General features: G+C 29.0%; 26 protein-coding genes and 2 tRNA genes. 13 read left to right on the forward strand and 15 right to left on the reverse strand.

Annotated features, from left to right (window positions below):
- Positions 1–3 precede the first annotated feature (3 nt).
- Both sucC and ABIN17_04100 read right to left on the reverse strand, forming a co-directional pair.
- Positions 4–1,149 (reverse strand): ADP-forming succinate--CoA ligase subunit beta, encoded by a 1,146-nt coding sequence (gene sucC, locus ABIN17_04095; protein MEO0284241.1) that lies wholly within the window; start codon positions 1,147–1,149, stop codon positions 4–6.
- 5 nt (positions 1,150–1,154) lie between these two features.
- Positions 1,155–2,855, reverse strand: a complete 1,701-nt coding sequence (locus tag ABIN17_04100; protein MEO0284242.1) for a hypothetical protein — start codon at positions 2,853–2,855, stop codon at positions 1,155–1,157.
- A gap of 39 nt (positions 2,856–2,894) precedes the next feature.
- Between ABIN17_04100 and ABIN17_04105 the strand changes: the two genes are divergently transcribed.
- Positions 2,895–3,428, forward strand: a complete 534-nt coding sequence (locus ABIN17_04105) for a macro domain-containing protein (GenBank protein ID MEO0284243.1) — start codon at positions 2,895–2,897, stop codon at positions 3,426–3,428.
- Between the two features lie 3 nt (positions 3,429–3,431).
- A complete protein-coding gene (locus tag ABIN17_04110; GenBank protein MEO0284244.1) occupies positions 3,432–4,337 on the forward strand; it encodes a CdaR family protein in 906 nt (301 codons plus the stop codon).
- Here the strand turns inward: ABIN17_04110 and ABIN17_04115 are convergent.
- From ABIN17_04115 to ABIN17_04150, 8 genes are all read right to left on the reverse strand, one after another.
- The gene (locus ABIN17_04115; protein MEO0284245.1) at positions 4,324–5,448 is read right to left on the reverse strand and encodes a hypothetical protein; all 1,125 of its coding nucleotides are present in this window, start codon (positions 5,446–5,448) and stop codon (positions 4,324–4,326) included. The two genes, ABIN17_04110 and ABIN17_04115, sit on opposite strands and share 14 nt — an antisense overlap.
- 6 nt (positions 5,449–5,454) lie before the next feature.
- Entirely contained in the window at positions 5,455–6,144 is a 690-nt protein-coding gene (bshB1, locus tag ABIN17_04120; protein MEO0284246.1) for a bacillithiol biosynthesis deacetylase BshB1, read from the reverse strand.
- Positions 6,141–6,887: a glycosyltransferase family 2 protein gene (locus ABIN17_04125; GenBank protein ID MEO0284247.1), complete on the reverse strand. Its 747-nt coding sequence runs from the start codon at positions 6,885–6,887 to the stop codon at positions 6,141–6,143. Before ABIN17_04125 ends, bshB1 begins: the two co-directional genes overlap by 4 nt.
- Positions 6,877–7,812 (reverse strand): TIGR00269 family protein, encoded by a 936-nt coding sequence (locus ABIN17_04130; GenBank protein MEO0284248.1) that lies wholly within the window; start codon positions 7,810–7,812, stop codon positions 6,877–6,879. Before ABIN17_04130 ends, ABIN17_04125 begins: the two co-directional genes overlap by 11 nt.
- Entirely contained in the window at positions 7,793–8,524 is a 732-nt protein-coding gene (lepB, locus tag ABIN17_04135) for a signal peptidase I (protein ID MEO0284249.1), read from the reverse strand. Before lepB ends, ABIN17_04130 begins: the two co-directional genes overlap by 20 nt.
- Before the next feature lies 1 nt (position 8,525).
- Positions 8,526–10,022, reverse strand: a complete 1,497-nt coding sequence (locus ABIN17_04140) for a Do family serine endopeptidase (protein ID MEO0284250.1) — start codon at positions 10,020–10,022, stop codon at positions 8,526–8,528.
- A gap of 86 nt (positions 10,023–10,108) precedes the next feature.
- Positions 10,109–10,180, reverse strand: a tRNA-Gln gene (locus ABIN17_04145).
- A gap of 10 nt (positions 10,181–10,190) precedes the next feature.
- A tRNA-Glu gene (locus ABIN17_04150) sits at positions 10,191–10,265 on the reverse strand.
- A 95-nt stretch (positions 10,266–10,360) separates the two neighbouring features.
- On the opposite strand from ABIN17_04150, the gene ABIN17_04155 reads away from it, so the two are divergent.
- The 6 genes from ABIN17_04155 to ABIN17_04180 all read left to right on the forward strand — a co-directional run bounded on the left by ABIN17_04155 (position 10,361) and on the right by ABIN17_04180 (position 14,411).
- Complete coding sequence (locus ABIN17_04155) at positions 10,361–10,840, forward strand: OmpA family protein (protein ID MEO0284251.1); 480 nt, start codon at positions 10,361–10,363, stop codon at positions 10,838–10,840.
- Between the two features lie 132 nt (positions 10,841–10,972).
- A complete protein-coding gene (ybgF, locus tag ABIN17_04160) occupies positions 10,973–11,524 on the forward strand; it encodes a tol-pal system protein YbgF (GenBank protein ID MEO0284252.1) in 552 nt (183 codons plus the stop codon).
- A complete protein-coding gene (locus ABIN17_04165; GenBank protein ID MEO0284253.1) occupies positions 11,517–12,191 on the forward strand; it encodes a MotA/TolQ/ExbB proton channel family protein in 675 nt (224 codons plus the stop codon). The genes ybgF and ABIN17_04165 overlap by 8 nt, the downstream gene beginning before the upstream one ends.
- Entirely contained in the window at positions 12,191–12,574 is a 384-nt protein-coding gene (locus ABIN17_04170; protein ID MEO0284254.1) for a biopolymer transporter ExbD, read from the forward strand. Before ABIN17_04165 ends, ABIN17_04170 begins: the two co-directional genes overlap by 1 nt.
- 107 nt (positions 12,575–12,681) lie before the next feature.
- On the forward strand, positions 12,682–13,146 hold the full coding sequence (locus tag ABIN17_04175) for an energy transducer TonB (GenBank protein MEO0284255.1): 465 nt from the start codon (positions 12,682–12,684) through the stop codon (positions 13,144–13,146).
- Positions 13,143–14,411, forward strand: coding sequence for a hypothetical protein (locus ABIN17_04180; GenBank protein MEO0284256.1), 1,269 nt, complete (start codon positions 13,143–13,145; stop codon positions 14,409–14,411). Before ABIN17_04175 ends, ABIN17_04180 begins: the two co-directional genes overlap by 4 nt.
- 139 nt (positions 14,412–14,550) lie before the next feature.
- Here the strand turns inward: ABIN17_04180 and hypE are convergent, their stop codons facing one another.
- From hypE to ABIN17_04195, 3 genes are read right to left on the reverse strand one after another with little or no spacing between them, the layout of a single operon-like run.
- A complete protein-coding gene (gene hypE, locus ABIN17_04185) occupies positions 14,551–15,600 on the reverse strand; it encodes a hydrogenase expression/formation protein HypE (GenBank protein ID MEO0284257.1) in 1,050 nt (349 codons plus the stop codon).
- A gap of 53 nt (positions 15,601–15,653) precedes the next feature.
- Positions 15,654–16,748: a hydrogenase formation protein HypD gene (gene hypD / locus ABIN17_04190; protein ID MEO0284258.1), complete on the reverse strand. Its 1,095-nt coding sequence runs from the start codon at positions 16,746–16,748 to the stop codon at positions 15,654–15,656.
- Positions 16,732–16,983, reverse strand: coding sequence for a HypC/HybG/HupF family hydrogenase formation chaperone (locus ABIN17_04195; protein ID MEO0284259.1), 252 nt, complete (start codon positions 16,981–16,983; stop codon positions 16,732–16,734). The genes hypD and ABIN17_04195 overlap by 17 nt, the downstream gene beginning before the upstream one ends.
- Positions 16,984–17,038: 55 nt before the next feature.
- On the opposite strand from ABIN17_04195, the gene ABIN17_04200 reads away from it, so the two are divergent.
- The 5 genes from ABIN17_04200 to ABIN17_04220 are packed head-to-tail and all read left to right on the forward strand — an operon-like array spanning position 17,039 to position 21,650.
- The gene (locus ABIN17_04200; GenBank protein ID MEO0284260.1) at positions 17,039–17,401 is read left to right on the forward strand and encodes a sulfite exporter TauE/SafE family protein; all 363 of its coding nucleotides are present in this window, start codon (positions 17,039–17,041) and stop codon (positions 17,399–17,401) included.
- Between the two features lie 8 nt (positions 17,402–17,409).
- Positions 17,410–17,604, forward strand: a complete 195-nt coding sequence (locus ABIN17_04205; protein MEO0284261.1) for a MoaD/ThiS family protein — start codon at positions 17,410–17,412, stop codon at positions 17,602–17,604.
- Entirely contained in the window at positions 17,601–20,141 is a 2,541-nt protein-coding gene (locus ABIN17_04210; protein MEO0284262.1) for a S8 family peptidase, read from the forward strand. The genes ABIN17_04205 and ABIN17_04210 overlap by 4 nt, the downstream gene beginning before the upstream one ends.
- A complete protein-coding gene (locus ABIN17_04215) occupies positions 20,138–20,806 on the forward strand; it encodes a segregation/condensation protein A (GenBank protein MEO0284263.1) in 669 nt (222 codons plus the stop codon). Before ABIN17_04210 ends, ABIN17_04215 begins: the two co-directional genes overlap by 4 nt.
- Positions 20,796–21,650, forward strand: a complete 855-nt coding sequence (locus ABIN17_04220; GenBank protein ID MEO0284264.1) for an FkbM family methyltransferase — start codon at positions 20,796–20,798, stop codon at positions 21,648–21,650. The genes ABIN17_04215 and ABIN17_04220 overlap by 11 nt, the downstream gene beginning before the upstream one ends.
- On the opposite strand, the gene hypF is transcribed toward ABIN17_04220, so the two are convergent.
- Both hypF and hypB read right to left on the reverse strand, forming a co-directional pair.
- Entirely contained in the window at positions 21,638–23,905 is a 2,268-nt protein-coding gene (gene hypF, locus ABIN17_04225) for a carbamoyltransferase HypF (GenBank protein ID MEO0284265.1), read from the reverse strand. The genes ABIN17_04220 and hypF overlap by 13 nt on opposite strands.
- Positions 23,902–24,567 carry a hydrogenase nickel incorporation protein HypB gene (hypB, locus tag ABIN17_04230; GenBank protein MEO0284266.1) on the reverse strand — a complete coding sequence of 222 codons (666 nt, stop codon included), beginning with the start codon at positions 24,565–24,567 and terminating at the stop codon, positions 23,902–23,904. Before hypB ends, hypF begins: the two co-directional genes overlap by 4 nt.

Consider the following 24,567-nt stretch of genomic DNA (forward strand, 5'->3'; position numbering starts at 1 on the left):
GTTTTACATCTTCTCAGCCATTTCAACTGCTAATTTTGCTCCTTCATCCATGCTTTTTGCAGTAAAAAGTTTAAGTCCTGAATTTTCAATTATTTTTCTTCCTTCCTCTTCATTTGTTCCTGTAAGTCTTATTACAATGGGTACATTGGGTTTTAACTCTTTAAAAGCACTAACAAGACCATTTGCTACATCATCACATCTTGTTATACCTCCAAATATATTTAAAAATACAGATTTTACATTTGTGTCAGAAAGAAGAATTCTCATAGCAGCCTTTACTTTTTCAGGGGATGATGAACCGCCTATATCAAGGAAATTAGCGGGTTCACCCCCAAATTTTTTAAGGGTATCCATGGTTGCCATTGCAAGACCAGCACCATTTACAACACAACCAACTTTCCCGTTAAGTTTAACATAGGATAATCCGTATTCCTTTGCCTCAAATTCTTTCAAGTTTTCGTAATCCATGTCCCTTTCTGGAACAAAATCAGGATATTTATAATAAGCATTATCATCTAAGATTATTTTTGAATCAATAGCCCACAGTTTCCCATCATCACAGAGAGCAAGAGGATTGATTTCCACAAGGTTTACATTACATTCTCTAAATAATTTATACATTTTTAAAAGTATTGATTCAGCCTCTTTCCTTAAATTACTGTTATCAGGAAAAAGAAAACTTGAAAACTTTCTTAATTGATATGGTGATATCCCTCTTAATACTGGTATAAAATCTGTGTAAATACTTTCGGGTCTTTCTCTTGCAATTTCTTCAACTTCAATTCCACCTTCCCTAATTGCCATTAAAAGAATTTTAGAACTTTTTCTGTCAAGTGTAAGAGATAAGTACATTTCCTTTTTAATTTTTGCACTTTCAGCCACAAGAACCTTTTTTACTGGATATGATTTTATAGTTAAGGAAAGTATTTTTTCTGTAAGTTCCTTGGTCTTTTCGGGTGAATCGGAAATTTTTATTCCACCCGCTTTTCCTCTTCCACCAACCGGAACCTGGGCTTTTATAACCACTTCCCCTCCTATTTTTTTGTGAATTTCGTATGCCTCTTCAGGTGTTTTTGCCACATCTCCCTTTTTAACAGGGATTCCATACTTTTCAAATAAAATCCTTCCTTGATATTCAAGTAGTTTCATTTCTTTTACACTTTTTCAGGGATTTGAACCTTTATTAAAAGATTTTCGCAGATTTTTTTCAGTTTTTTGTAGATTTCTTCATATTCTAAAGGTTTTTGATTATAAGATAAAAATATTAAATAAGCAATAAAACCAAGGTCATCAAATCTCAAAGCAGAAATTTCTTTTCCTCTGAATTCATCAAGAATCTTTTCAAATATCTTTTCTGAATGCTCTCCACAGAAAGTTATTATTGAGGTTTTTTTTGCATTTTTCAAATTGCATATAAATTCATGTTTACTAATATATTTATTAATATTGTCCCAGAATATTTTAAAACCTACGAAAAGATCATCTATTTCCGCTTGAACTCTGAAAAATTCATCTAAGGAATAAAAGAGTCTCCTTAAAAGATGGGATTCAATACCAGAACCTGCCATTTTTTCTTCAAGTTGATTAAATTTTGTCTGTTCTATATTTCTTAATCCTTGATCAAAATCCCTGAAAGATCCTATTAATTCCCTTAAAATTTCATTTAACCTCTTATAAACATCCTCCGGTGTATCATATATAATTGTTTCAGAACATATATTAATAATTATTATTTCGAATTCATGGGAAAAGGTCGGGGCTTTTGAAGATAAAACCCTTATGCCTTCTTCTTTATCAAGGAACTTTATAATATCATCGGTGTATGAACCTTCCTCTTTTCTTGGCACAACTCCCATTATTTTAAAGTAGTAGTTTTCTTCAGTTATACCCGTTAAAGAAATATAAATCTGTGGTATTTTTGTATTTCTTGCTTCTTGAATAAGAGATGGAATTATTATTCTTCCGATAATTTCAGGACTTATTCTCATTCTTTCACTCAATATTTTTCTTCTTCTTAATTTAAGATGTTCAATTAAGTAGTTTTCAATTAAAAGATGTTTTTCTTCAGGATACCATGTTTCCTCTGGTGTTTGAATTTCAAGTCTTATAACAGTAACTCCCTCTTCTGTGAAGACTTTTTCAAACTTCCTTCTAAAATCAGGTATTATATCCCTTAAAACATCCAAAACCTGATCTAAAAAAAGTTCTCTTGCTGGACCTGCTATGAAAATACCAGTTAACTCCTCTGAAACTGTTCTGAAATTTTTAATATGAACATGAATACCCCCTTTTTCCTTGACTAAGTTTCTAAGTTCAATCTGCATTAAAATCTGTTGAGCTAAATCCTGAGGTTTTCTGTCTCCTATATAAGCCCAGGATCTTGAAGAAAAGAATTTTTCAGTTTCAAGGACCATTTCCTTTATCAATTTTTTCTTTTTAACCTCTTTTCTTAATATTCTTAAAACCTCTCTGAAAATTCTCAATTTTGAAGCTGTTGAATCAATTAAACTTTTCATCCATGGGTCAAATTTAGCAATATCAGGTAAGTAATGCTTTAAAAATTCCTTTTCTTTGTTAAACTTTTCTCTTATTTTTTTATCTCTTATATCTACCTCTGCAATTATACCGGCTAAATCCTTCTCAAGAACAAATCCCATAAAGAACTTAAGATTAAACCCCCTTTCATGTATTGCTGTTGAAATTGCATCCTGAAGACCAGGCCAATCTTTTGCAACTATAAATATTCTACCTCTTTCATCATCTTCTATAATTTTTAAACAAACCCCCTTTTTATTAGCAATTCTAATCATCTTATTCAAATATTCTTTTTCATCTTGTAAAAGTCTTTTTTCCATATTTTTAATTTTAACTTAAAAATGGTATATAATTAAAAAATGACCCCTGAAATTTTAAAGGAGAAAGAAATAAATAAAAGAAAAGTATATGTTTTTCATGGTGATATTACTGAACTTGAAGTTGATGCAATAGTAAATGCTGCGAATGAGTACTTGAAACATGGGGGAGGACTTGCAGGAGTTATTGTGAAAAAAGGTGGAAAAATTATACAGGAAGAAAGTAACAAAATTGGATATTGTCCTGTAGGAAGTGCTGTTGTAACAAGTGCAGGAAAACTGAAGGCTAAATATGTAATACATGCCGTTGGTCCAAAGTGGGGTGAGGGTGATGAGGAAAAAAAGTTAAAAAGTGCTGTTAGAAGCGCATTAAAACTTGGTGAAGATAAAAAAATAAAAAGTATTGCTTTTCCTGCTATTTCAACAGGTATTTTCGGTTTTCCAAAAGAAAAGGGAACTAAAATAATAGTTGAGGAAGTTAAGGATTTTCTCATCAGGGATGTAGATTCAATTAAAGAAGTTTATCTCTGTGATATAAACTTAGAAACCTGTAAGTATTTTGAAGAGTTTTTATAATTAATGAAAAAAAGAGATATATTAGAAATTTTAATTTCTCTTGTTTTTGGAATTTTTATCTGGTTTTTTTCTGTTACCAGTAAAACTTATAAGGTGGAAAGAGATTTTGAAGTAATTTATGAAGGTATTCCTGATTCTCTTACTTTTCTTGAACCTCCCCCTAAAAAAATAAAGGTGGAAGTAGTAGCAGATGGTAGGTCTCTTATCTTTACTAATTTTTTCAGACCCAAATTTTTAATTAATCTTGAGAATCCCAAAAGGGGTAAAAATATCTATAAAACTTCTGATATAAAATTCGTAATACCTCATTTTGTAAAAATAAACGAAATAAAATTCAAACAGGATTTTTTAAATTTAAGATTTGATAAAAAATCCGAGAAGGAAGTTCCTGTAAGCGCAATGATAACAGGAAATCCAAGATCTGGTTTTACTATTAAGTTAAAAAAAGCTGAAGGTTATGTAAGAATAACAGGTCCTCTTTCAATTTTAAAAAATATAGATAGTATAAAAACCAATTATGTGTCAGTGGAAAAAAGAGAAAAAAGTTTTAGAGAAAAGGTTAGTCTTTTAAAACCCTCAGAAGTTATAAATATCTCACCTGATTCAATAGATGTTTATGTAGAAATAGAAAGACTTGAAGAAAGAGATTTTACAAATATCCCTTATATAGTTTTAGCTCCAAAAGAGTATATGATTGAAACTGAACCTTCAAAATTGTTTTTAAGATTAAAGGGACCTGAATCTGTTTTGAGAAATTTAAATAGAGAGGATATTAGTGTAATTGTAAATGCTTTGAATTTTTCAGAAGGTGAATTTTTTCTTAAACCCAAATTGAGGCTTCCAGATAATGTGAGTGTAATAAAACTGGAACCAGAAAATGTTAGGGTTAAACTTTTTAAGAAAAAGTAGAGTTTATTAAATCTAATATTTTTTCTTTTTCAAAAAAGAAAAAAGGGAAATCCCTTCTCTCTATATTTTCTAAGAAAAGGGTTAAGCTTATAACTCCTGTAACAGGTGCGGAAATTCCAAAAAGTTTTTCTATAAAAATATCCGTTGCCCTATCATAATTTTTACCTGAAATGCCATGATAAAAAAGGTCAGATTCAAAGATTTTATAATACATTGATAAAATTAAACTTCTTGGTCTTATTGGTAATGTAATTGAGTTAAATAATACATCTTCTTTTTCCCTACCAAGATAAATTTCAAATTTTTCAGTGTATAGATTATCCTTCTTTTTAAAAATTCTAAATCTTTCTTTTAAATTTAAGAAAAAGGGGAGTTCTATTAAATCATTCTTTTTTTCTAAAAGAAGGGCTGGTTCAGTTTTATTCTTTATATTAAATTTTTTCCTATACTCAATTATTGCTTCATTATAACATTCATAAACTTTATCGGCGTTAATAAAAAAATAGGAAAAAAGGGAAAAAAATTCTTTTGAATTTAAGATATCTGAAAGAAAAAAGTTTTCATATAGTGCTTCTTGTTCAAATTGAATTCTTGAATTTGAAAAGGCTTCTGAAAAAAATTTTTTTGTTTCAAGATTTTTTAAAAAAATTTGAAAAAATTTTTCAGCTCTTATTTTTAGATTTACAGGGAGTTTCTCAAGAAAATTTTTGATTAGACTTTTATTTTTTTCAATTTCTTTACTTTCAATATATTCAAGGGCAATTTTAAAAGGACTGTAAAATAAAAATTCTCTTTTTATATTAAATTCTTTATCAGGATAATAAAAAAAAATTCTATCAGTCCCGTCTATGTCATTTTCATAAAATCTTGTTTTTATTCCTCTTTTTCTTAATTCAGTCATAAAGAGGGGTTTTATCCATATTCCTGGATGATAAAAAACTGTTTGATGGGAGGATGAAACAATAAACTCACCTTTAATTTCAAAATCAAAAAATTTTTTAAATTTCTCTCTTTTTTTTCTATTTTCATCACATAATTTTAAAATTTTCTCAATATTTAAAGGTTCAATTATAAATTCACCAGATTTTTCAGGTATTTTATATAATTCCATTTTTTATTACTCAAAGAGAAAATCAAAACTCTTAATAGGAAGAGGTTCTTCAATAAAAAGAATTTCACCGTATTTTACACCTATTAGTCTTCCATAAAATCTATTAAATATTTCTATTATGTTTAAAAACTCCTTTCTTTTTTCTTCATAAAAACCAAATTGGGATTTATAGGCATCGCATGCTTTCATTTTTATTTCAAAAGTATCTGTTATATCTATAACTAAATGAGGATGAAAAATTTTTCTTTTATGGGAGGCGTGAAAGAATAGAAGTTTTGGCGGATAAAAGGGCTCTCCCTTCCAGTCCACTTTTGTTAATTTTGAATAAAATCTTGCAGCCTGAACAATTTTCCTTGTTTCAATATGATCAGGATGCTGATCCTCTCCATGATGAGTTAATATTATTTCAGGTTTAAATTCTCTCATAACCTCTGCAACTTTTATTCTTGCTTCCACAGAATCCATCAAGAACCTGTTTGGCAGGTCAAGGGTTATTCTTTCTGCTTCAAGAATTTTTGCTGCTTCCTCTGATTCTCTTTTTCTTATTTCGGGATTTCCAAAGGGTGTTGGTTCACCATTTGTTAAATCACATATTATAACTTTATACCCTTTTCTTGAAAGTTTTGCAATAAAACCACCTATGGAGAGTTCCACATCATCAGGATGGGCACCAAAGGCAATTATAGTTTTTTTCATACTTTTTCTTTTAAATATTTTTTAAAAAGCTCAATTCCCTTTTTAATAATTTTTTTGTTAAATTTTTTTTCTATTATTTTTAAGTAGTATTTTAATCTAACTTCAGAGTCTTTTATTTCATTTGGAAAATCCCTTTTGACAGGATAATAAAGTTCAACTGGAATTTCATCATATTTAAATTTGTGTTTGTAAATGTGATACCATAATTCAAGTGGAAATCCGTAACCTTTATCCTCAGGGTAAAATCCTTCAAATATAAAACTTCTATAACACCTGTAACCACAGAAGGAATCAGTGATTCTGTAACCTGTTAATTCATTTAAAATTTCTGTTATTATTTTATTTATTATTTTCCTTTCAAATGGAGGTTCTGATAATTTAAGGGAAAGGGGATGATATCTTGTTCCTGAGACAATATCATTTTTTTCAATTTTTTTCAAAAATTCAGGTATTCTTTTTGGAAAGTGCTGTCCGTCTGAATCTATTGTTAGAATTATTTCAGCCCCCTCTGAGATTGAAAAATTTATGCCATTTATTAAAGTATAGCCATAACCTTTATTTTCATCATGCCTTATAAGAATCAATTTAGGGTTTTTTATAAGTCTTACGGGTGGATCTGATCCATCGTCAACTATAACTATATTTGCTTCAGGTAGAATGTCCTTTGTTTCTGCGATAATTCTATAAAGAGTTTCACCTTCATTGAAAACAGGTATTACCACAAAAATTTTTTTATCTTTCATTTACCTTTAATTCAATTTTAAAAGGGTGTTTTTCAAAGGTTGTGCAAAAGGTGCATATATCTCTTTTTGTAGGCATTCCACACTCCCTGCATTTTTTTGTTCCCTTAAAACTTTTTAAATCATTTTTATTTATTTTGCTTTTAAATTCATAAAATCCCTTAAGAAATCTCAATTTTGTTCCCGGTGAATCATTTTCAAGATTATTTAGAATACTTTTATATTTTAAAGTTTTGGCACCAATTGAGTAAGGACATTCATCCCTTATGTATGGAATTCCTTTTAAAATAGCATATAAGGCAATTTCCTTTTCACTGAAAAAAATAAAGGGTTTAATTTTTTTGAGTAAACCTTCTTCTTCTTTTAAAACCAATTCCTGATGTTCGATATGTTCTTCCTGCCAGTAGAGAATATTTCCGAAGAGTCTTGCTGATTCATCATCAAGGTTGTGTCCTGTAGCTAAAACATTACAGTTATTTTTGAGTGCAAGAATGTTCATTAAATATCTTTTAACCATACCACAAACTGAACAGGGTTTTTCTTTCCATCTATTTTTAATAAGGTCTTCAATTCCCTTTTCCTGATTTTTCTTTATATCATAAATTAAAATTGGTATATTAAATTTATCTTGAAAATTTCTAACAAATTTCTCAGAATTTAAAGAATAATTTTCACTATATATACCAAGGTTTAAATGTATTCCAAGTACATTGTATTTTAGTTTATGAAGAACATATAAAAGGGAGAGGGAATCTTTACCTCCTGAAACTGCAACTGCTACCTTATCTTCATTTTTTATCATTTTGTATTTTTTAATTATTCTTTTAGTTTCAGACTCAAATCTTTCTAAAAAGTGTTCTTTACAGAGCGGTAAGTTATGTGTTCTTATATTTATGACAGCTCTTTCCTTACATATTCTGCATCTCATATCTTTTTCTCCATAGAAAAGGGAACTGGAACAATCTATTCCATCTTATACTTTTAAATATGTTATAAAAAGGAACACTTCCATCCCAGGAAAAATAAATAAAAAATGGGATACCTTTTAAATATTTTTCAGGAACAGGTCCAAAAAATCTTGAATCAGAAGAAAAATCTCTATTATCCCCCATAACAAAATATGTTTTGGGTGGAACAACAATAGGTCCAAAATTATCCCTTAGATTTATATCATCAATAAAAACTCTTCTTTCCCATTCTTTTTGGAAATATTCAATAAATACTTTGTTATCTAACTTGTAAGGGGACTGTATTATTCTTTCATCCTTGTGAATTGCATATTCTTCAATAAGTAATTTACCGTTAACATATACTCTTTTATCCCTTATCATTATTGTGTCACCCTCTAAACCTATTACTCTTTTAACAAAATCTTTTGATATGTCAAGTGGGTATCTAAAAACAACAATATCACCCCTTTTAGGTTTTATAAATTGAAAAAACTTTATTTCTGTATAAGGAATTTCAAATCCGAATATTGGTTTAAAAACAAAAAGAAAATCACCTGGTAAAAGGGTATCTTCCATTGAGCCGGATGGTATTCTGTAAGCTTGAAGAAAAAAGGGTCTAATTACAAAGAATACAACAATAAAAGCCCATAACCATTCTTCAATATGTTTTTTTAAAGGTTTTTTATCCAAATTACTTTTTAACTGCTATAATAGTTTTAATTCCCTTTCTCATCACAGTGAATAAAATTACCTTTTGCTTTTCGTATTTTTCTTTTGCTTTTTCAAAATCTTCATAATCTTTTATTCTCATATCTTCAACTTTTACAATTAGGTCACCTTCTCTAATTCCAGAATCATAAGCAGGAGAATCAGGTTCAATATCAACTACAACAACACCTTCATCTTCTTCAATTCCATATTTATCCTTTAATCTTTCATCAATTGTTTCAACCTTCATTCCAAGCCAGGTATATTCTTCTCTTTCTTCTTGAGTTTTTGCTATTTTTTCTTCTTTAAGTTCAGCAAGGGTAACTGTTACTTCCCTTTCTTTTCCTTCTTTATTTATAAGTTTAATTTTTACTTTATCTCCAGGGAAATGGGAACCGATTTTGAGCCTTAAATCTTCTACATCCTTTACAGGTTCTCCATCCACTTCAATAATTATGTCACCTTCATTTATTTTTGCCTTTTCAGCAGGTGTTCCCTTTTCCACATTTGTTACAAGTGCTCCCATAGGCTTTTTTAATTTGTACCTTTCAGCAATACTTGAACTTACTTCCTGTATCCTTACACCAAGATAACCTCTTTTTACAACACCTTTTTCTATAAGCTGTTCTGCAGTTTTTTTAGCAATATTTATGGGAATAGCAAAGCCTATACCCACATTTCCAGCAGTCGGAGAGGTTATAGCTGTGTTTACACCTATCACTTCTCCTTTCATATTTATAAGAGGTCCGCCTGAATTACCAGGGTTTATAGCAGCATCAGTTTGTATGAAGTCCTGATAAATTTCTCCGCCGGGTAAGTTTATTCCTGATCTGTGTTTAGCTGAAACTACACCGAAGGTTACTGTTCCGTTTAATCCAAATGGGTTTCCAACTGCGATCACCCAGTCACCGATTTCAATTTCATCGGAATTTCCCAGTTTTAAAACAGTTAATTCATCTTTTGACTCCACTTCAAGAACTGCAATATCTGTTAATTTATCCTTTCCTACAATTTTTACTTCCTCAGGGTCAAATTCTCTTTTATCCCATAATATTATTTTTATTTTGTCAACTTCTCTGATTACATGGTAGTTTGTCATAATGTAATATTTATTTCCATTTTTCCTGAAAATAAAACCAGAACCTAAAATATCTGTTTCATATTCCTGCTCTCTTGGTGGCTGAAATTTAAAGAAATCTTTAAAGAATTCCCTGAAAAATGGGTCTTCAAAATGGAATGTAGGGAGTTTTACTTTTTTTGTAGCCCTTATATTAACAACACCTGGTATAACATCTTTTGCGAGTTCAGAAAAAGAAAAATTTGAACTTGTTGAAATTTCTATATTTTGGTTTTTTTCTGATTCAGATGTTTTTACTTCTGCTTCCAGTTTATTTGCTTTTTCAAGTTTAAAAAGTAAAATACTTGCAATAACAAAGCCTGCAAAAAGGGATATTATTGAAGCAATAAAAATCTTTTTCATTTTAATTAAAATTTTTAGAGGATTTGAACCTTTAACTATACTTGTCTTTAAGACGTTAAAAATTAAATTTAGGTTCCAATTAAAAACTGGGGGACAGGGACTCGAACCCCGATTATCTGGTCCAGAGCCAGACGTCCTGCCAATTAGACGATCCCCCAGTTTATAAACTGGCGCCACCGGGATTTGAACCCGGGTTTCCTGGCTGAGAACCAGGTGTCCTTGACCTTGCTAGACGATGGCGCCTTTTTTATTAATTATAAAGTTTCTCTTTTAAAAAATCAATTGGCTTGAAAATTGAATTTTGAAATGTTATAATAAAAAACAACAAAGGAGGAACTATGACAAAGAAATTCTTATTTTTAGCTGGTGCTATATCAATTTTATTTATGTGTGCACCAAGAAAAACGGTTAAGCCTGAACCTGTTAAAGAAGAATTTCCTAAACCGGTTGAAGAAGTAAAAGAAGAAATTAAAGAAGAAACACCTCAAAGACCTCCTTTTATTCTTGAAACAATACATTTTGATTTTGATAAATATGATATTAGACCTCTTGATGCTGAAATTCTTAAAAAGAATGCTGAAATCTTAAAGGCTTATCCTGAGGTTAATGTAATAATTGAAGGACATACCTGTGATATAGGAACTGAGGAATACAATATGGGTCTTGGTGAAAAAAGAGCAAAATCTGCAAGAGATTACCTAATAAAACTTGGAATAGATCCCAAAAGGCTTTCAACCGTCAGTTATGGTGAAACAAGGCTTATAGACCCGAATAATAAACCAATTAACAGAAGAGCTGAATTTAAGGTAAAAGAATAAAAAATTAAAAGATTAATTTTTTTATTTTTAGTTTTAAATCAATGTGCTTCTATAAGGAATTTCAGAAACGAACTTAATAGAGTTAGGGATGAAATTGATGAAATTTATGTAAGAACTCAGAAAATTGATACTTTGCAGAGAAGGGAATATAAGGAAATAAAAGAATTAAAGGCAGATATAACATATAGACTTGAAATTCTTGAAAGGAAGCTCTTATCCCTTGAAACAAGACTTTCTGATATAGAAAACTCTATCAGAAAATCAAGAAGTAAAGTGATTGAAAGTGAGGAAAAATCTCGGTCTTATGAAGAATCCTTTCTTTATTCTCAAGCTTTAAGAGATTATACCCTTGGTGAATATAATTTGGCAAAAGATGAATTTGAGGAGTTTATAAGGAAATTTCCTGAAAGTGATCTTCTTATAGATGCGAAGTATTTTCTTGGTGATTCCTACCTTTTACTCGGTGACAGAGAAAAGGCAAGGTTAAATTTTGAAGAAATTGTTAGAAGCTATCCAAATTCTCAAAGGTCTAAAGAATCTCTTTTGAAACTCGCAGATTTAGAGGAAAAGGAAGGAAATATAAAAAAGGCTAAATTTTATTACAAGGAGATTATAAAAAAGTTTCCTGATTCTGAAGAGGCATTGAGGGCAGGTGAAAGGTTAAAGTTTTTAGAAAATGAGTAATTTAAATCTTGATATTATTGTAAGGGGATTTAAGACCGCAAGTCCCTTTGCAAAATTAATCCTTATAATACTTTTTTTTCTTTCAGTTATTTCCTGGGCAATATTTTTTAAAAAATTTTTTGAATTTTTATTTTTGAAAAATAAAACAAAAAAATTTATTAATAATTTAAAAAATTATAGTTTTAAAGAGTTAATGGAAAAAAACCCTCTCTTTTTGGGAGAAGAGATTTTACCCTCTTTAATTTTTAAAGAACTTAAAAATGAAGCTAATAAAATTAAAGAAAATGACGAAAAAAATAATTACCTTTCAATTATTTTTGATAACATTGATAATATTTATAAAAGGGAAATAAAAAAATTTGAAAAATATGTCCCAATTTTAGCAACAATAACAAGTGTAAGCCCCTTCCTTGGACTACTTGGAACTGTATGGGGAATTATGGAATCCTTTCTTGAGATAAAGAGAACCGGTTCTGCCCATATAAGTGTTCTTGCTCCTGGAATTGCTGATGCTCTTGTAACAACAATAGCAGGTTTACTTGTTGCTATACCATCACTTATCTTTCACAATTATTTTATAAATCAGATAGAGAAATATGATTCACTATGCAATAATTTTCTTGCTGAGATGAAAATAAAATTTAAAAAATACATATATTTTAGTTAATGAATAGAAAATATATTTCAGAAATAAATATAACCTCCCTTGCCGATGTTAGTATAACATTACTTGTTATATTTTTGATAACAAGTCCACTTCTTCAAACAGGTTTTGAGGTAAATTTACCTAAGTCAAAAAAAGTGGAAGAAATAAAGGATGAGGAAATTACAATAACAATAAGGAATGATAAAAAAATATTTGTAGGAGAAGAAGAGGTTGAATTTTCAAAACTCCCTTTATATCTTGAACTTCTTAAAAAGAAGGGTAAAAAAAGAGTTTTTATAAAGGCTGATAAGGATTTATCTTACGGCTTTGTTATGGAGTTTGTTGGTGAGTTAAGAGAAAAGGGTTTTGAAAAACTCGGATTTATAATTGAACCAAGAAGATAATGTTAAGGGAGTTTTTAATTTCCTTTTTTTTACATATTATTTTTTTTAATTTTCTTTTATTAAAAAAGGAAAGAGAAAAATTTTCTTTATCTCCCACAGTTTTTTATATGGAATTTAAGGAAATAGAAGGTGAAAGTAAATTTATTGAGAAAGCTCCTGAAGAACCTCAGGTTGTTGAAAAAGTAAAAGAATTTAAAAAGGTATCAAAGAAGAAAGAGCAAAAGAAAAAAGTAAAAAAGGAATCTTTGAAAGAACTTCCATTGAAAGGTGGGGGGAAAGCAAAGATAAATTTAGATATGCCTTATTCCTATTATTTTGATATTCTTTTAAGGAAAATAGGTGAAAATTGGAGTTATGGATATGTAAACAGAGATACTTTAAGAACAACAATTTTCTTTGTTATTTTAAAGGATGGAAGTATAAAGGATATAAAGATAGAAAAAACTTCAGGTAACACAATTTTTGACCAATCAGCATACAGAGCAGTTGTTCTGACAAAAAAAGTTCCCCCATTACCTATAGAGATGAATATGGAATTTTTAAGAGTTTATCTTGAATTTGAAGTTCCATGAAAAAATTAATAATTTTTATTTTACCAGTTCTTGTATTTTCACAAGGTGAAGTTTATTTGAAATTAAAAGGTGGAGAATTTAAGAAACTTGATATAGGTATTTTCCCCTTTGGTTTTTTTGAAGAAATTTCTGATGAACTTAAGATGAATTTAAGGGAGATAGAGAAAGTTGTAATAAGTGATCTTGAATTTTCCCTTTATTTTACTCTAACTGTTTTAAATCTGGATATTATAGAAAAAAAGCATTATTCTGATTTTGGTTTCTGGAGAACACTTGGAACAAATATTCTTTTAAGGTCTAAGGTAGATATAAGAAATAACAGTTTAATTATTGAGCTTTTAGATGTTATTCTTGAGAAAAAAGTAGCGTCAGAGAATTTTTCTTTGAACCTGGAAAAAAGAAAATTAGCTCATAAAATCAGTAATTTTGTTGTGGAAAAATTAGTAGGTGAAAAGGGAATATTTGAAACATATATTGTTTTTACCCGTGATATAAATGGAAGTAGGGAACTTTATATTATGGATTATGATGGTTATAATTTGAGTAAGATAAATTCTTCTGGTGAGAAAAAGCTTTTCCCAAGAGTTTCTTTCTGTGGTAAGAAGATAGTTTATTCCACATATATAAAAAGGGATTTAATGGGTATTTATTTAATAGATCTTGAAAAGAATAAAAGTTCTCTTTTATTACAAGGTGAAAATCTTCTTCTCCCTGGTGGATTTTTTCCAAATTCAAAAGAGTTATGTGTAACCCTTTCAAAAGATGGAGACCCTGAAATATACATTTTAAATATTGAAAATAAAAAGTTAAAGAGACTAACTTTTTCCCCCTTTATAGATATATCTCCCTCTGTTTCAGGAAATGGAAATGAGATAGCTTTTGTATCAGATCGTTTGGGTTCTCCTCATATTTTTATTATGGATAGAGACGGATTGAATTTAAGGAGAATCACTTATGAGACAAGTTATAATACTTCTCCCAATTTTTCTCCAAAAGGTGATTATATTGTATATGTAGGACTTGATGATGAAGGCAAAAATCAAATATATCTGACTGATAATTTTGGTGAAAAAGTTTATAAATTAACATATGAAGGGGTAAATGAGGACCCCTGTTTTTCTCCTGATGGTCTTCATATCGTATTTGTTTCTAATAGAGAGGGAAAAAATGATGTTTATGTAATGAATATAGATGGTTCAAATGTAAAAAAATTAACAGATCTTGGAAATTGCCATTTTCCCTACTGGTCTGGTATACTAAAGTAATTTCCTTCTAAACCAGGGCCCCCTCCTGCCCCAGTTTTTTTACTTAATCCCTTCATAACTTTACCTCCTTTTAGAGTTTTCATAAAATGCAAATTTTGTTCCAGAATTAAAAACCTTTAAAATAGAGGATTTTTTATATTTAAAAGTGTCTCAATGAGACAGGTTTATGGGACAGATGAAAATCAGCAGATTCTTGGTAAGGATCAGAGTAGGGCATATCAAGAATTCTTGTAACACCTAATTTTGTTTTTAATTTAAGGATGCCTTTATGTTTTTTTTCTTTTACTTCACCTATTATTTCACTATCTCTTCCCTTCTCACATTTCCTTAATATTTCAACTGCCTTTTCTGCATCTTTTCTTTTTACAAAGAATATCATTTTCCCCTCATTTGCCATTAAAAGTGGATCTATCCCAAGTATTTCAGAAAGTCCTTTTACTTCGTCTGTAACAGGGATTTTTTCTTCAAAAAGAATTATATCAAAACCTGATTCCCTTGCAATTTCATTTAAAACTCCCTGAACACCTCCCCTTGTTGGGTCTCTCATAAAGTGAACCTCTATTTTATTTTCATATAATTTTTCCCATAATTCATTTAAAGGTGCTGTATCGCTTTTCAATTCACTTTCAATTTCAATATTTTCCCGTGAAACAAGAATTGAAAAACCATGAAGTCCAATGGGTCCATTTACTATTAAAAGGTCTCCCTCTTCAATTTTTTCGTATCCAATTTTAACATCCTCTGGAATAAATCCTATTCCTGAAGTATTTATAAAAATTCTATCTCCTTTACCTTTTTCAACAACCTTTGTATCTCCTGTAACAATTTTAACTTTTGCTTTTTCAGCTGAAATTTTTACTGAATCAAGAATTTTTCTTAAATCTTCAAAAGGTAATCCTTCTTCTATTATAAGGGATAAGGATATAAACTCAGGAAATGCGCCAACTGCAACAAGATCATTAACAGTGCCGTTTACAGCAAGTTCTCCAATATTTCCACCAGGGAAAAAAATAGGAGACACAACATAGGAATCAGTAGTAAAGGCAATTTTTTTGTTTTTATTTGATAAAATGGCTGAATCTAATAATTTTTCTAAAAAAGGATTTTTGAATCTTTTTTTTATTTCATTTTCTATGAATTCTCTCATCAAAATTCCGCCTGAACCGTGAGCAAGTTCAATTTTATCCATAATTAATAATGTCCAAGAACACCCAATTTTTTTGCTTTAAATTCATAATTAAATTAATCTGCTATTTTTTTATATTTATAATAGGCTGCACAAGCGCCTTCTGATGAAACCATTGGAGCACCAAGGGGATTTAGTGGAGTGCAATCTTTTCCAAATAAAGAACATTCAAAAGGTTTCTTCTTTCCCTGTAATATAAGTGCCGCAATACATCCTTCCTTTGTTTCCTCTATTTCTTCAATTTTTTCCTTAAGCAGGTTCAAGGCATCAAATTCTCTAAATTCTTCCCTCAAAATCCATCCACTATCAGGAATTAAACCAATCCCCCTCCATTTTTGAGGTCCTATTTTAAAAACTTTTTTCATTATCTCCTTTGCTTTTAGATTACCTTCAGGTTTACAGGACCTTTTATATTGAATCTTTACAGCATTTTCACTTCTTTCAAGCATTTGAATTAGCATAAAAATTCCCTCTGCTAAATCAACAGATTCAAAACCTGTGACAACAATTGGAACCTTATATTTTTCTGATATAGGGATATATTCCTCTATTCCCATTACAGTGCATACATGACCTGGTGCTAAAAATCCCTGAATCTTATTAAAGGGATCCTTTAAAATTGCTTCAAGGGCAGGTGGAACTCTAAATTGACTGAGTAAAACAAAAAAGTTTTTTAAATTCAATTCCCTTGCTTTTAATATTACACTAGCATGGCTCGGAGTCGTTGTCTCAAATCCAATACCCAAAAATACACATTTTTTTTCTTGATTATTTTTAGCAAACTCTATAACCTCAAAGGGTGAATAGACCATTTTGATTTTTGCTCCATCTCCTTTTGCCTTGAAAAGAGATTCTTTTGAACCAGGAACCCTTAACATATCTCCGTAAGTAAAAAGTATTGTATCTTTCTTTTTGGAAAGTAAAATCGCTGTATCAATTATTTCCTTTGGAGTAACACAAACAGGACAACCTGGTCCATGAACAAGTGTTATATTTGGAGGCAAAAGTTCATCAATCCCTGAACTTAATATTGAATGAGTCTGAGAACCGCATACTTCCATAATAGTCCATTTTTCCCTTGCTATACTTTTTGTTTTTTCTATAAATAATTTTGTCTTTGAAGCTTCTCTGAATTCAGAAAGATACTTCATTTTCCTCTAATTTCTCTAAATACTCCTCATAGGTTTTTAAACTTTCTTTCGCTTCTTTTTCATCAAGAATCTGTATAGCAAAACCAACATGAACAATCACATAATCTCCTTCCTTTGCTTCAGGGGTTAGGTCAAGACATACCTCCCTTTTTATTCCTCCAAATTCAACTTTACCAAATTTTGAACCATCTTTTTCATATATATTTACTATCTTCCCTGGGATTCCGAGACACATTATTAATTTTAAGATAAATTATTGAACTAAAAAAAATTTTTTAATATTATTAAATATGGTTCAAATCACAGGTTTTGTCTTAATAGGATTACTTGCAGGTATTTTGTCTGGTTTATTTGGAATAGGAGGTGGGCTTATAATAATCCCTGCCTTAATTTTGTTTTTTAAAATGAATCAGCATCTTGCACAAGGAACTTCTCTTGGTGCTCTCCTTCTCCCTGTGGGTCTTTTAGGATTTCTTGAATACTGGAGAAATGGAAATGTTCACATTAAAGGGGCACTTCTTATTGCTCTTGGACTTTTTATAGGTGCTTTTTTTGGTGCCTATATTGCTAATATTATTCCTACTAAAACCCTTTCTAAGCTGTTTGCCCTTTTTTTAATTATAGTTGCATTAAAACTCTTTTTTGGAAAATAATTATATCTATGAAAGTTAAAATAGGTAAAGAAGAAAAAATTTTTAATGAAGAAATAAAAAGGGTTTCAGATATTTTTAAAAAACTTTCTCTTAACCCTGAAGAATATATTGTTGTTAGAAAAAATGAGGTTTTAACTGAAGATGAAATTTTAAAAGAAGATGACGAGATAGAACTTATAAGGGTTATTTCAGGTGGAATTTGATAGCAGAAATTTTATTTTCAGTTAATTTACTTATCTCACTTGGAAAGCCTGATTATAACTTATCATATAAAGAATTAAGAAAAGAAATTGAAATAAAAAAGGAGAGATTTTTAAATAATTTTAAATTTTTAAAAAATAATATAAAAATTAAAAAAACTCTTATTCTTTCCCAGAAAATTCTTATTGAAATTCCCGATTCTCTTTTAAATTATTTTAAAATTAATTCTATTCCTTATACCCCTGATTATCTTCTTCCTGTTCCAAAGCTCATGTTTTCGGGTTTTGATAGATCTTTCTGGCACAAAAAATTTATAAAGGCTGACACATTTTATAAAATTGGTATTAAGGGGAAGGGAAATGTAGCTGTTATAATTGATACTGGAATTGATACGACGCATCCTGATTTAAAAGGTAAGGTTATTATTTTTAAGGATTTTGTGAATTATGGACCACCTTCTGATCCCATAGGTCACGGAACTTTTGTTGCATCACTTATTGCAGGCGATTCAGCAGGAATTGCTCCTCTAACAAAACTTATTGTTCTAAAGGTTTTTTCAGAGTTCGGGGGATTAATATCAGATATTCATGAAGCTTTTGATTATGTTGCAGAACTTATTGAAAATGGAATAAATGTAAAAATATTGAATGGTTCTTTTGGAACTCATCCCCTTTTTGATGAATTTTTTCCAGATTTATTTTATTTAAAAAATAAAGGTGTATTTCTCTGTTTTGCTGCAGGTAATGAGGGACCTTCTTCAGGAACAACTTCCTCTCCTTCTAATTATCCTTTTGTTTTCTCTTCTGGTGCTTGTGATTCAAATTCAAATGTTACTAATTTTTCTTCAAGAGGACCTTCTCCCTTTTCTTATCCCTGGAGTGATACAATTTATTATTTTTTTAAAGACTGGAATTTTACCTCACCTTTTTTAATTGCTCCTGGAAAAGACATAAAGGGTGCTTTTCCTTTAAATCAGTATATAATAGCAGATGGAACAAGTGCCTCTTCACCAATTTTAGCAGGTAGTATTTCCCTTATACTTCAATATAGTCCCTTTTTAACACCTGATTCTCTTGCAAAAATTTTTAAAAATAATTTGAGAAGAAAACCTTTTATTAATTATCCCAATTATGAGGAGGGTTTCGGTTTTCTTGACTTAAAAAAAATAATTAAAGTTTTAGAAAGAAAGGATACTCTTTTATACTCAATTCAGAATTTTTCCCTTAATTCAAAAAATTTTCCCCTTTTTCAAAATGATACCTTTATAATTAATGTATCCTTAATTTCAAATAAATTTTTTAGTGACAGTATAAAAATAAAACTTTTAAATAAACCTTACTATATTCTCCTTGATACTATTTTTAAATTTTATTCACAGGATATTTTAAATTTTTCTTCAAGGGGAGTTCTTCTAAATTATCCTGATAATGACACACTTAAATTTAACTTTCTATTAACTTTTTCAAATTTTTCAAAAACTTATGAAATGAAAGTTTTTCTTTCTGATTCCCTTTTAACAATAAAAAATAAGAATTATGAGTTTTCCATTTCTTCAACAGGTTCTATTGGATTTTTAAGTTCAGAGCAGAAAAAAGGAAAAGGTTTTATTTTTAAAAATTACGGAAATTTACTTTATTACGGAAGTTTGGCTTTTGGAAATTCTTTTAACTATATTGTTGATAGATTTTATGAAAAATTTAATCTTGATGATAGAGATACAAGACCTTTAAAGGAAAATAAATTTTATTTTAAAAAAGAAAATAATTTCTATACTTTTAAATTCAGAGATGATTATTCTCAACATCCAAAGGGAAATATATTGAAAGTAAAATTAAAGGATTTTGATGAGGGTTTTTTATTTATTTTAAAACCTGAGAATTTTTTTGAGGAAATGCACTTGGCTTCTTTTTTTGACCCAGATATTTTAAATCCCCTAACAAATTTTGCAGATTACGACAGTGCTTCAAGAATAATTTTTACTTCAAAACAGGGAGGTCCTGTTTTTGGAATACTTGATATAGATAATTTTACACTTTGCGGTGTTATAAAAAATGAAATATATGCTTATTCATATGGAGGACTTCCTGATTCACTCCAATATCTTTTTATGAAAGGAGATATAAGGGATTTTAGCAAGGATTTAGGTGATTATTCAATTTATATTTCAAAGAAAGTAAATCCATTAGATTCTCTTTTATTTTTTATTTTTGCAGGAGAAAATTTTGATACACTTTTATCAAAGAGGGAAAGAATTTTGAATAAATTAAATTTAATTCAGAGAAATAATTTTAGAGGAATTTCAAGAATCTATCCAAATCCATTTATAGACCCTTATCAAAAAGATTTAAAGATTATAAATTACGGTAAGGGAAAAATAACTTTTTATGATTTAACAGGTAGAAAAACTTATGAAACCCAGATTTTAAAGGATGGTTTAAATGTTATTAAATTAAATAATTTTAAAAATTCAGGTGTTTATTTTTTAAGGTTTAATGATAAGAATAAAATTTATAAACTTGTATATCTTAATTTAAGATGACTGTAATTATAAAAACTTCCTTTTATTATGGTCCCCTTGAAATTCTTTTAAAGTGGCTTTTATCAAAGGAACTTGATCCTTTTAAAATTAAAATTTCTGTTTTAGCAGACGAATTTTTAAATTATTACTTGAAAAATCACCAAGTTTCATTTAAAGATGCTCTTGAATTTTTATATGCTTTAACTTTTTTCCTTGTTTATAAAACACACCACCTTTTTGAAAGATTTGATGGTGAAGAAGAAGAGGTGGAAAAAAAAGAAGAAATTACTTTCTCTTTTATTGAAATTATTGAATTTTTAAATGAAAGATATGAGAAGATGTCAAAAATGTATGGAAGGGAAGGGGAAGAGAGTTTAGATTATGATGAGGGTTTTGATCCTTCTCTTTTGTTTTCTCTTTTTACAAAATTAATTCAGAAATTACCAGAATTAAAGGAAAAACTTGAGGAAATACCAAAAATAGAAGAAAAGATTGATTACATACTTAAGGAATTAGAGAAAAATGAAAGTATTTCTTTTAGTAATCTCATCTTAGGTTTAAAGAGTAAAATAGAGGCTATTGTTATGTTTCTTGCACTTCTTGAACTTATAAGATTAAGAAAAATCTTATGTATACAGGAAAAAATTTTTGATGATATAATTATTAAGAGGAGAAATGAAGTTTAGTTATACTTTAAGAGATAAATTTTTATTTTTTTTAAGTTACTTATTTTATAAGTTAATAGTTCCCTTTGAAGTTAAAAGACCAAGAATAAAGATGTTTATTTATGAAATGATTTATTCCTTTTATAAACTGATTGATTACAAGAAAAATTTACCTTATTTTTTTAAGGATAATTTAATAGTGACAAAATTTGGGAAATTTAAAATAAGAAGCAAAACTGCTGATGCAGCTTCTGTTTCACCTGCTTATGAAAGAAGGGATGTAAATTTTTTAATTAAAAAAATTGATGAAAAAATAAAAGAAAATAAAAAAGTTTTATTTTGCGATATAGGTGCTGATATCGGTTACTATTCTATTTTGATAGGTAATAAGTTTAAAAGGAAAATAAAAATTTTTTCCTTTGAACCATTAAAAGAAAGTTTTGAATTATTGAAGGAAAATATTAATATAAATAATCTCTCAGATACTATAGTTCCCTTAAATTTTGCTCTATCAGATTCTGAAGGTGAGTTTTACATAAATGTTAATATCTTATCACCTGGTGATAGTTCTTTGATTTATAGTTTTGATAATGGAGTTAAAATTAAAGTAAAAACAAAGAAACTTGATGATATTCTCGGAGATTATGTCAGGGAATTTGATACTGTTTTTGCTAAAATTGATGTGGAGGGTTTTGAAGAAAAGGTATTGAGTGGTGCAAAAAAATTTCTTGAAAATTCAAAAGAATTAATTTTATTAATAGAAGATTTTATTAATCCTGAAATTATAAACTATCTTGAAAAAAATAACTTTAAATTTTTATGTAAATTAACAACATATAACAGTTTCTGGACCTATAAGTTATGATAGCTAATCTTGATCTGTCCTATAGAAATACCTCCATCATTTGGTGGTATCTGAGAATGGGTAAAGATTTTTTTATTTTTTATTTTTTTAAAAATAAGTTCAGTTAAAAGTTTGTTCTGAAATACACCGCCGCTTAAAAGTATTTTATCTTTATCTGTAAGCTGACTTATTTTTTTTACTATTTCTGCAAGGGTTAAATGAAATTTATAAGCAATGTAACTTTTACTTCTTTTTCTTTTAATATCAGAAATAATTTCTTCAAAAATTGGAACAAAGTCAATAACATAGTAATTTTCTTTTTTTATTTCAAAAGTGTAGGGAGTTTTTAATTTTCCTTTATAATTTTCTGCAATCCATTCTAATATCATTGCTGCCTGACCTTCAAAAGTGTTTTTCTGTTTTAAATTTAATAGTGAAGAAACTGCATCAAATATTCTACCAACAGATGTTGTTTTAAAAATAGAAAGATTTTTTTCATAAGCACTTTTAAATATTTTTCTTTCTTCTTCAGTTAAACTTTTAATAGGTTCAAAATCCCTTTCAAAAATTTTTTCACCGTAAATTTCATATAAAATACCAATTGCGCTTCTTCTTGGTTCTTTTATTGCTTTATCTCCACCCAGTAAGCCGAACTCCCTGAAACTGGCAAACCTTTTAAAATCTTTAAAATCACATATTAAAAATTCACCACCCCATATTTTACCATCTTTTCCATAACCTGTGCCATCCCAGGAAACTCCTAAAACCTCTTCCTCAATCCTGTTTTCAATCATACAGGAACTTATATGAGCATGATGATGGAAAACTTTTATTAAGGGAATATTTTCATTTTTGCTTAATTCCTCGCCATATTTTGTTGAAAGATATTCAGGGTGAGCATCACAGGCAATAATTTCTGGCTTAAATTCATAAAGTTTTTTAAAGTCTTCTATTACTTTTTTGAAAGCATTGAAGGATTTTTCATTATCTAAATCTCCTATATGTTGTGATACAATTATTCTGTTAAACTTTGATATTGCGATAGTATTTTTAAGGTAAGGTCCAAGGGCAAGTATCTGTGGTAAGTTTTTTTTGATAATAAAAGGAAGGGGGGCATATCCTCTTGCTCTTCTTATTACGAGAGGTTTATTGTTAATAATTTTAACAACTGAATCGTCAATATATCTTTCAATAGGCCTTGTATTCATTAAAAAGTAATCTGCTATATCTTTTAATCTTATGAGAGCTTCTTCATTTTCATAGGCAATGGGTTCTTCTGATAAATTACCAGAAGTGCATATAATTGGAAAATCAATTTTACTCATTAAAAGGTGATGTAAGGGTGTATAAGGTAAAATTGCACCTATATAGGGATTATCTGGAGCACAGTATTTTGATAATTTACTTTTTTTCTTTGATTTTACAAGTAAAATTGGTGATTGGGGTGATAAAAGTAATTCTTTTTCAGTTTTAGAAATATAGGCATATTCTTTTAAATGTTCAAGGTTTTTAAACATAATTGCAAAGGGTTTTTCGTCCCTCTTTTTTCTTTTTCTTAATTCTAAAACACATTCATCAGATAAAGCATTTGTTAAAAGTTGAAATCCACCAATACCCTTTAAGGCTATGATTTTTCCCTTTTTAAGAAGTTGTGCTGTTTTTTCTATTGCTTTTTCTCCTTTTTCAATAATATTTCCTTCTCTATCTGTGAGAAAGACTTCTGGACCGCATTCAGGACAAGCATTTGGTTGTGCATGAAATCTTCTATTAATAGGGTTTTCGTATTCTTCCCTGCATTCAGGACACATTTCAAAAATTTTCATTGTTGTGTTCTTTCTATCGTAGGGAATATTTTGGATAATGCTGAATCTGGGACCGCAGTTTGTGCAGTTTGTAAAGGGGTAATTATATCTTCTATTATCTTTATCAAAAATTTCTCTTTTGCATTCTTCACAGGTTGCAATATCAGGGAGGATAAGAGCGATTTTTTCTCCCTTTTCTTCTGATTTTAAAATTTCAAATTCAATTTCATTTTTAAGTGGAATTTCTTTTATTTCAAATAGTGTATATTTTGTTAAGGGAGGTTTATCCCTTTTAAGTTTTAAAAGAAATTTGTTTAAGTTTTTAACTTCTCCTTCGACTTCAATTGTAACTCCCTCAGGATTATTTTTAACAAATCCATTCAATTTGTTTTCTTTTGCAATTCTATAAACAAAGGGTCTAAATCCTATTCCCTGAACTGTTCCTTCTATTTTTATTAAAAATCTTTTCTTCAAGTTTTGAAGTATTCTTTTCTTTTATTTTTAATAAATTCTGCTACTTCTTTTATATTATCTCCTTTTAATGCTGATATTTTGAAAATTTTAATGTTTTCTTTAATTTTTTTTGCTTCCTCTTCAACTTTTTTAATATCAAAGTTAAGGTAAGGTAAAAGGTCAATTTTATTTATTAATATAACATCACCTGTTAAAAAGGCTTTAGGATATTTTGGTAATTTATCGTCACCCTCAGGTGTTGATAACATTATAATTCTCAAATGTTCTCCTAAATCATAACTTGCAGGGCAGACAAGGTTACCAACATTTTCAATAAAGAGATATTCTGTGTTTTCAGGTATTAGTGAAATAGATTTTTTTATCATGATTGCTTCAAGGTGGCAGGTTCCGCCTGTTACAATCTGGTAGGAATTTCCTCCTTTTTCCCTTATTCTTTTTGCGTCTCTTTCAGTTTCAATATCTCCAACGAGTATAAAAACTTTATTTTTTTCAAAAAAACTAAGTAATTTTTCAAGGAAAGTTGTTTTACCTGCTCCTGGTGAAGATATTATGTTAATTACAAATATTTTTCTTTTATTAAAAAATTCTCTTAACTCCTGAGCAATTTCTTCATTAACTTTTAAAATTGGTATTGAGATATCTTCTTTAATTATTTTTGTCAT

The sequence above is a fragment of the candidate division WOR-3 bacterium genome, from assembly GCA_039803925.1.
In the GTDB taxonomy this organism is placed as follows: Bacteria; Hydrothermota; Hydrothermia; order Hydrothermales; family JAJRUZ01; genus JBCNVI01.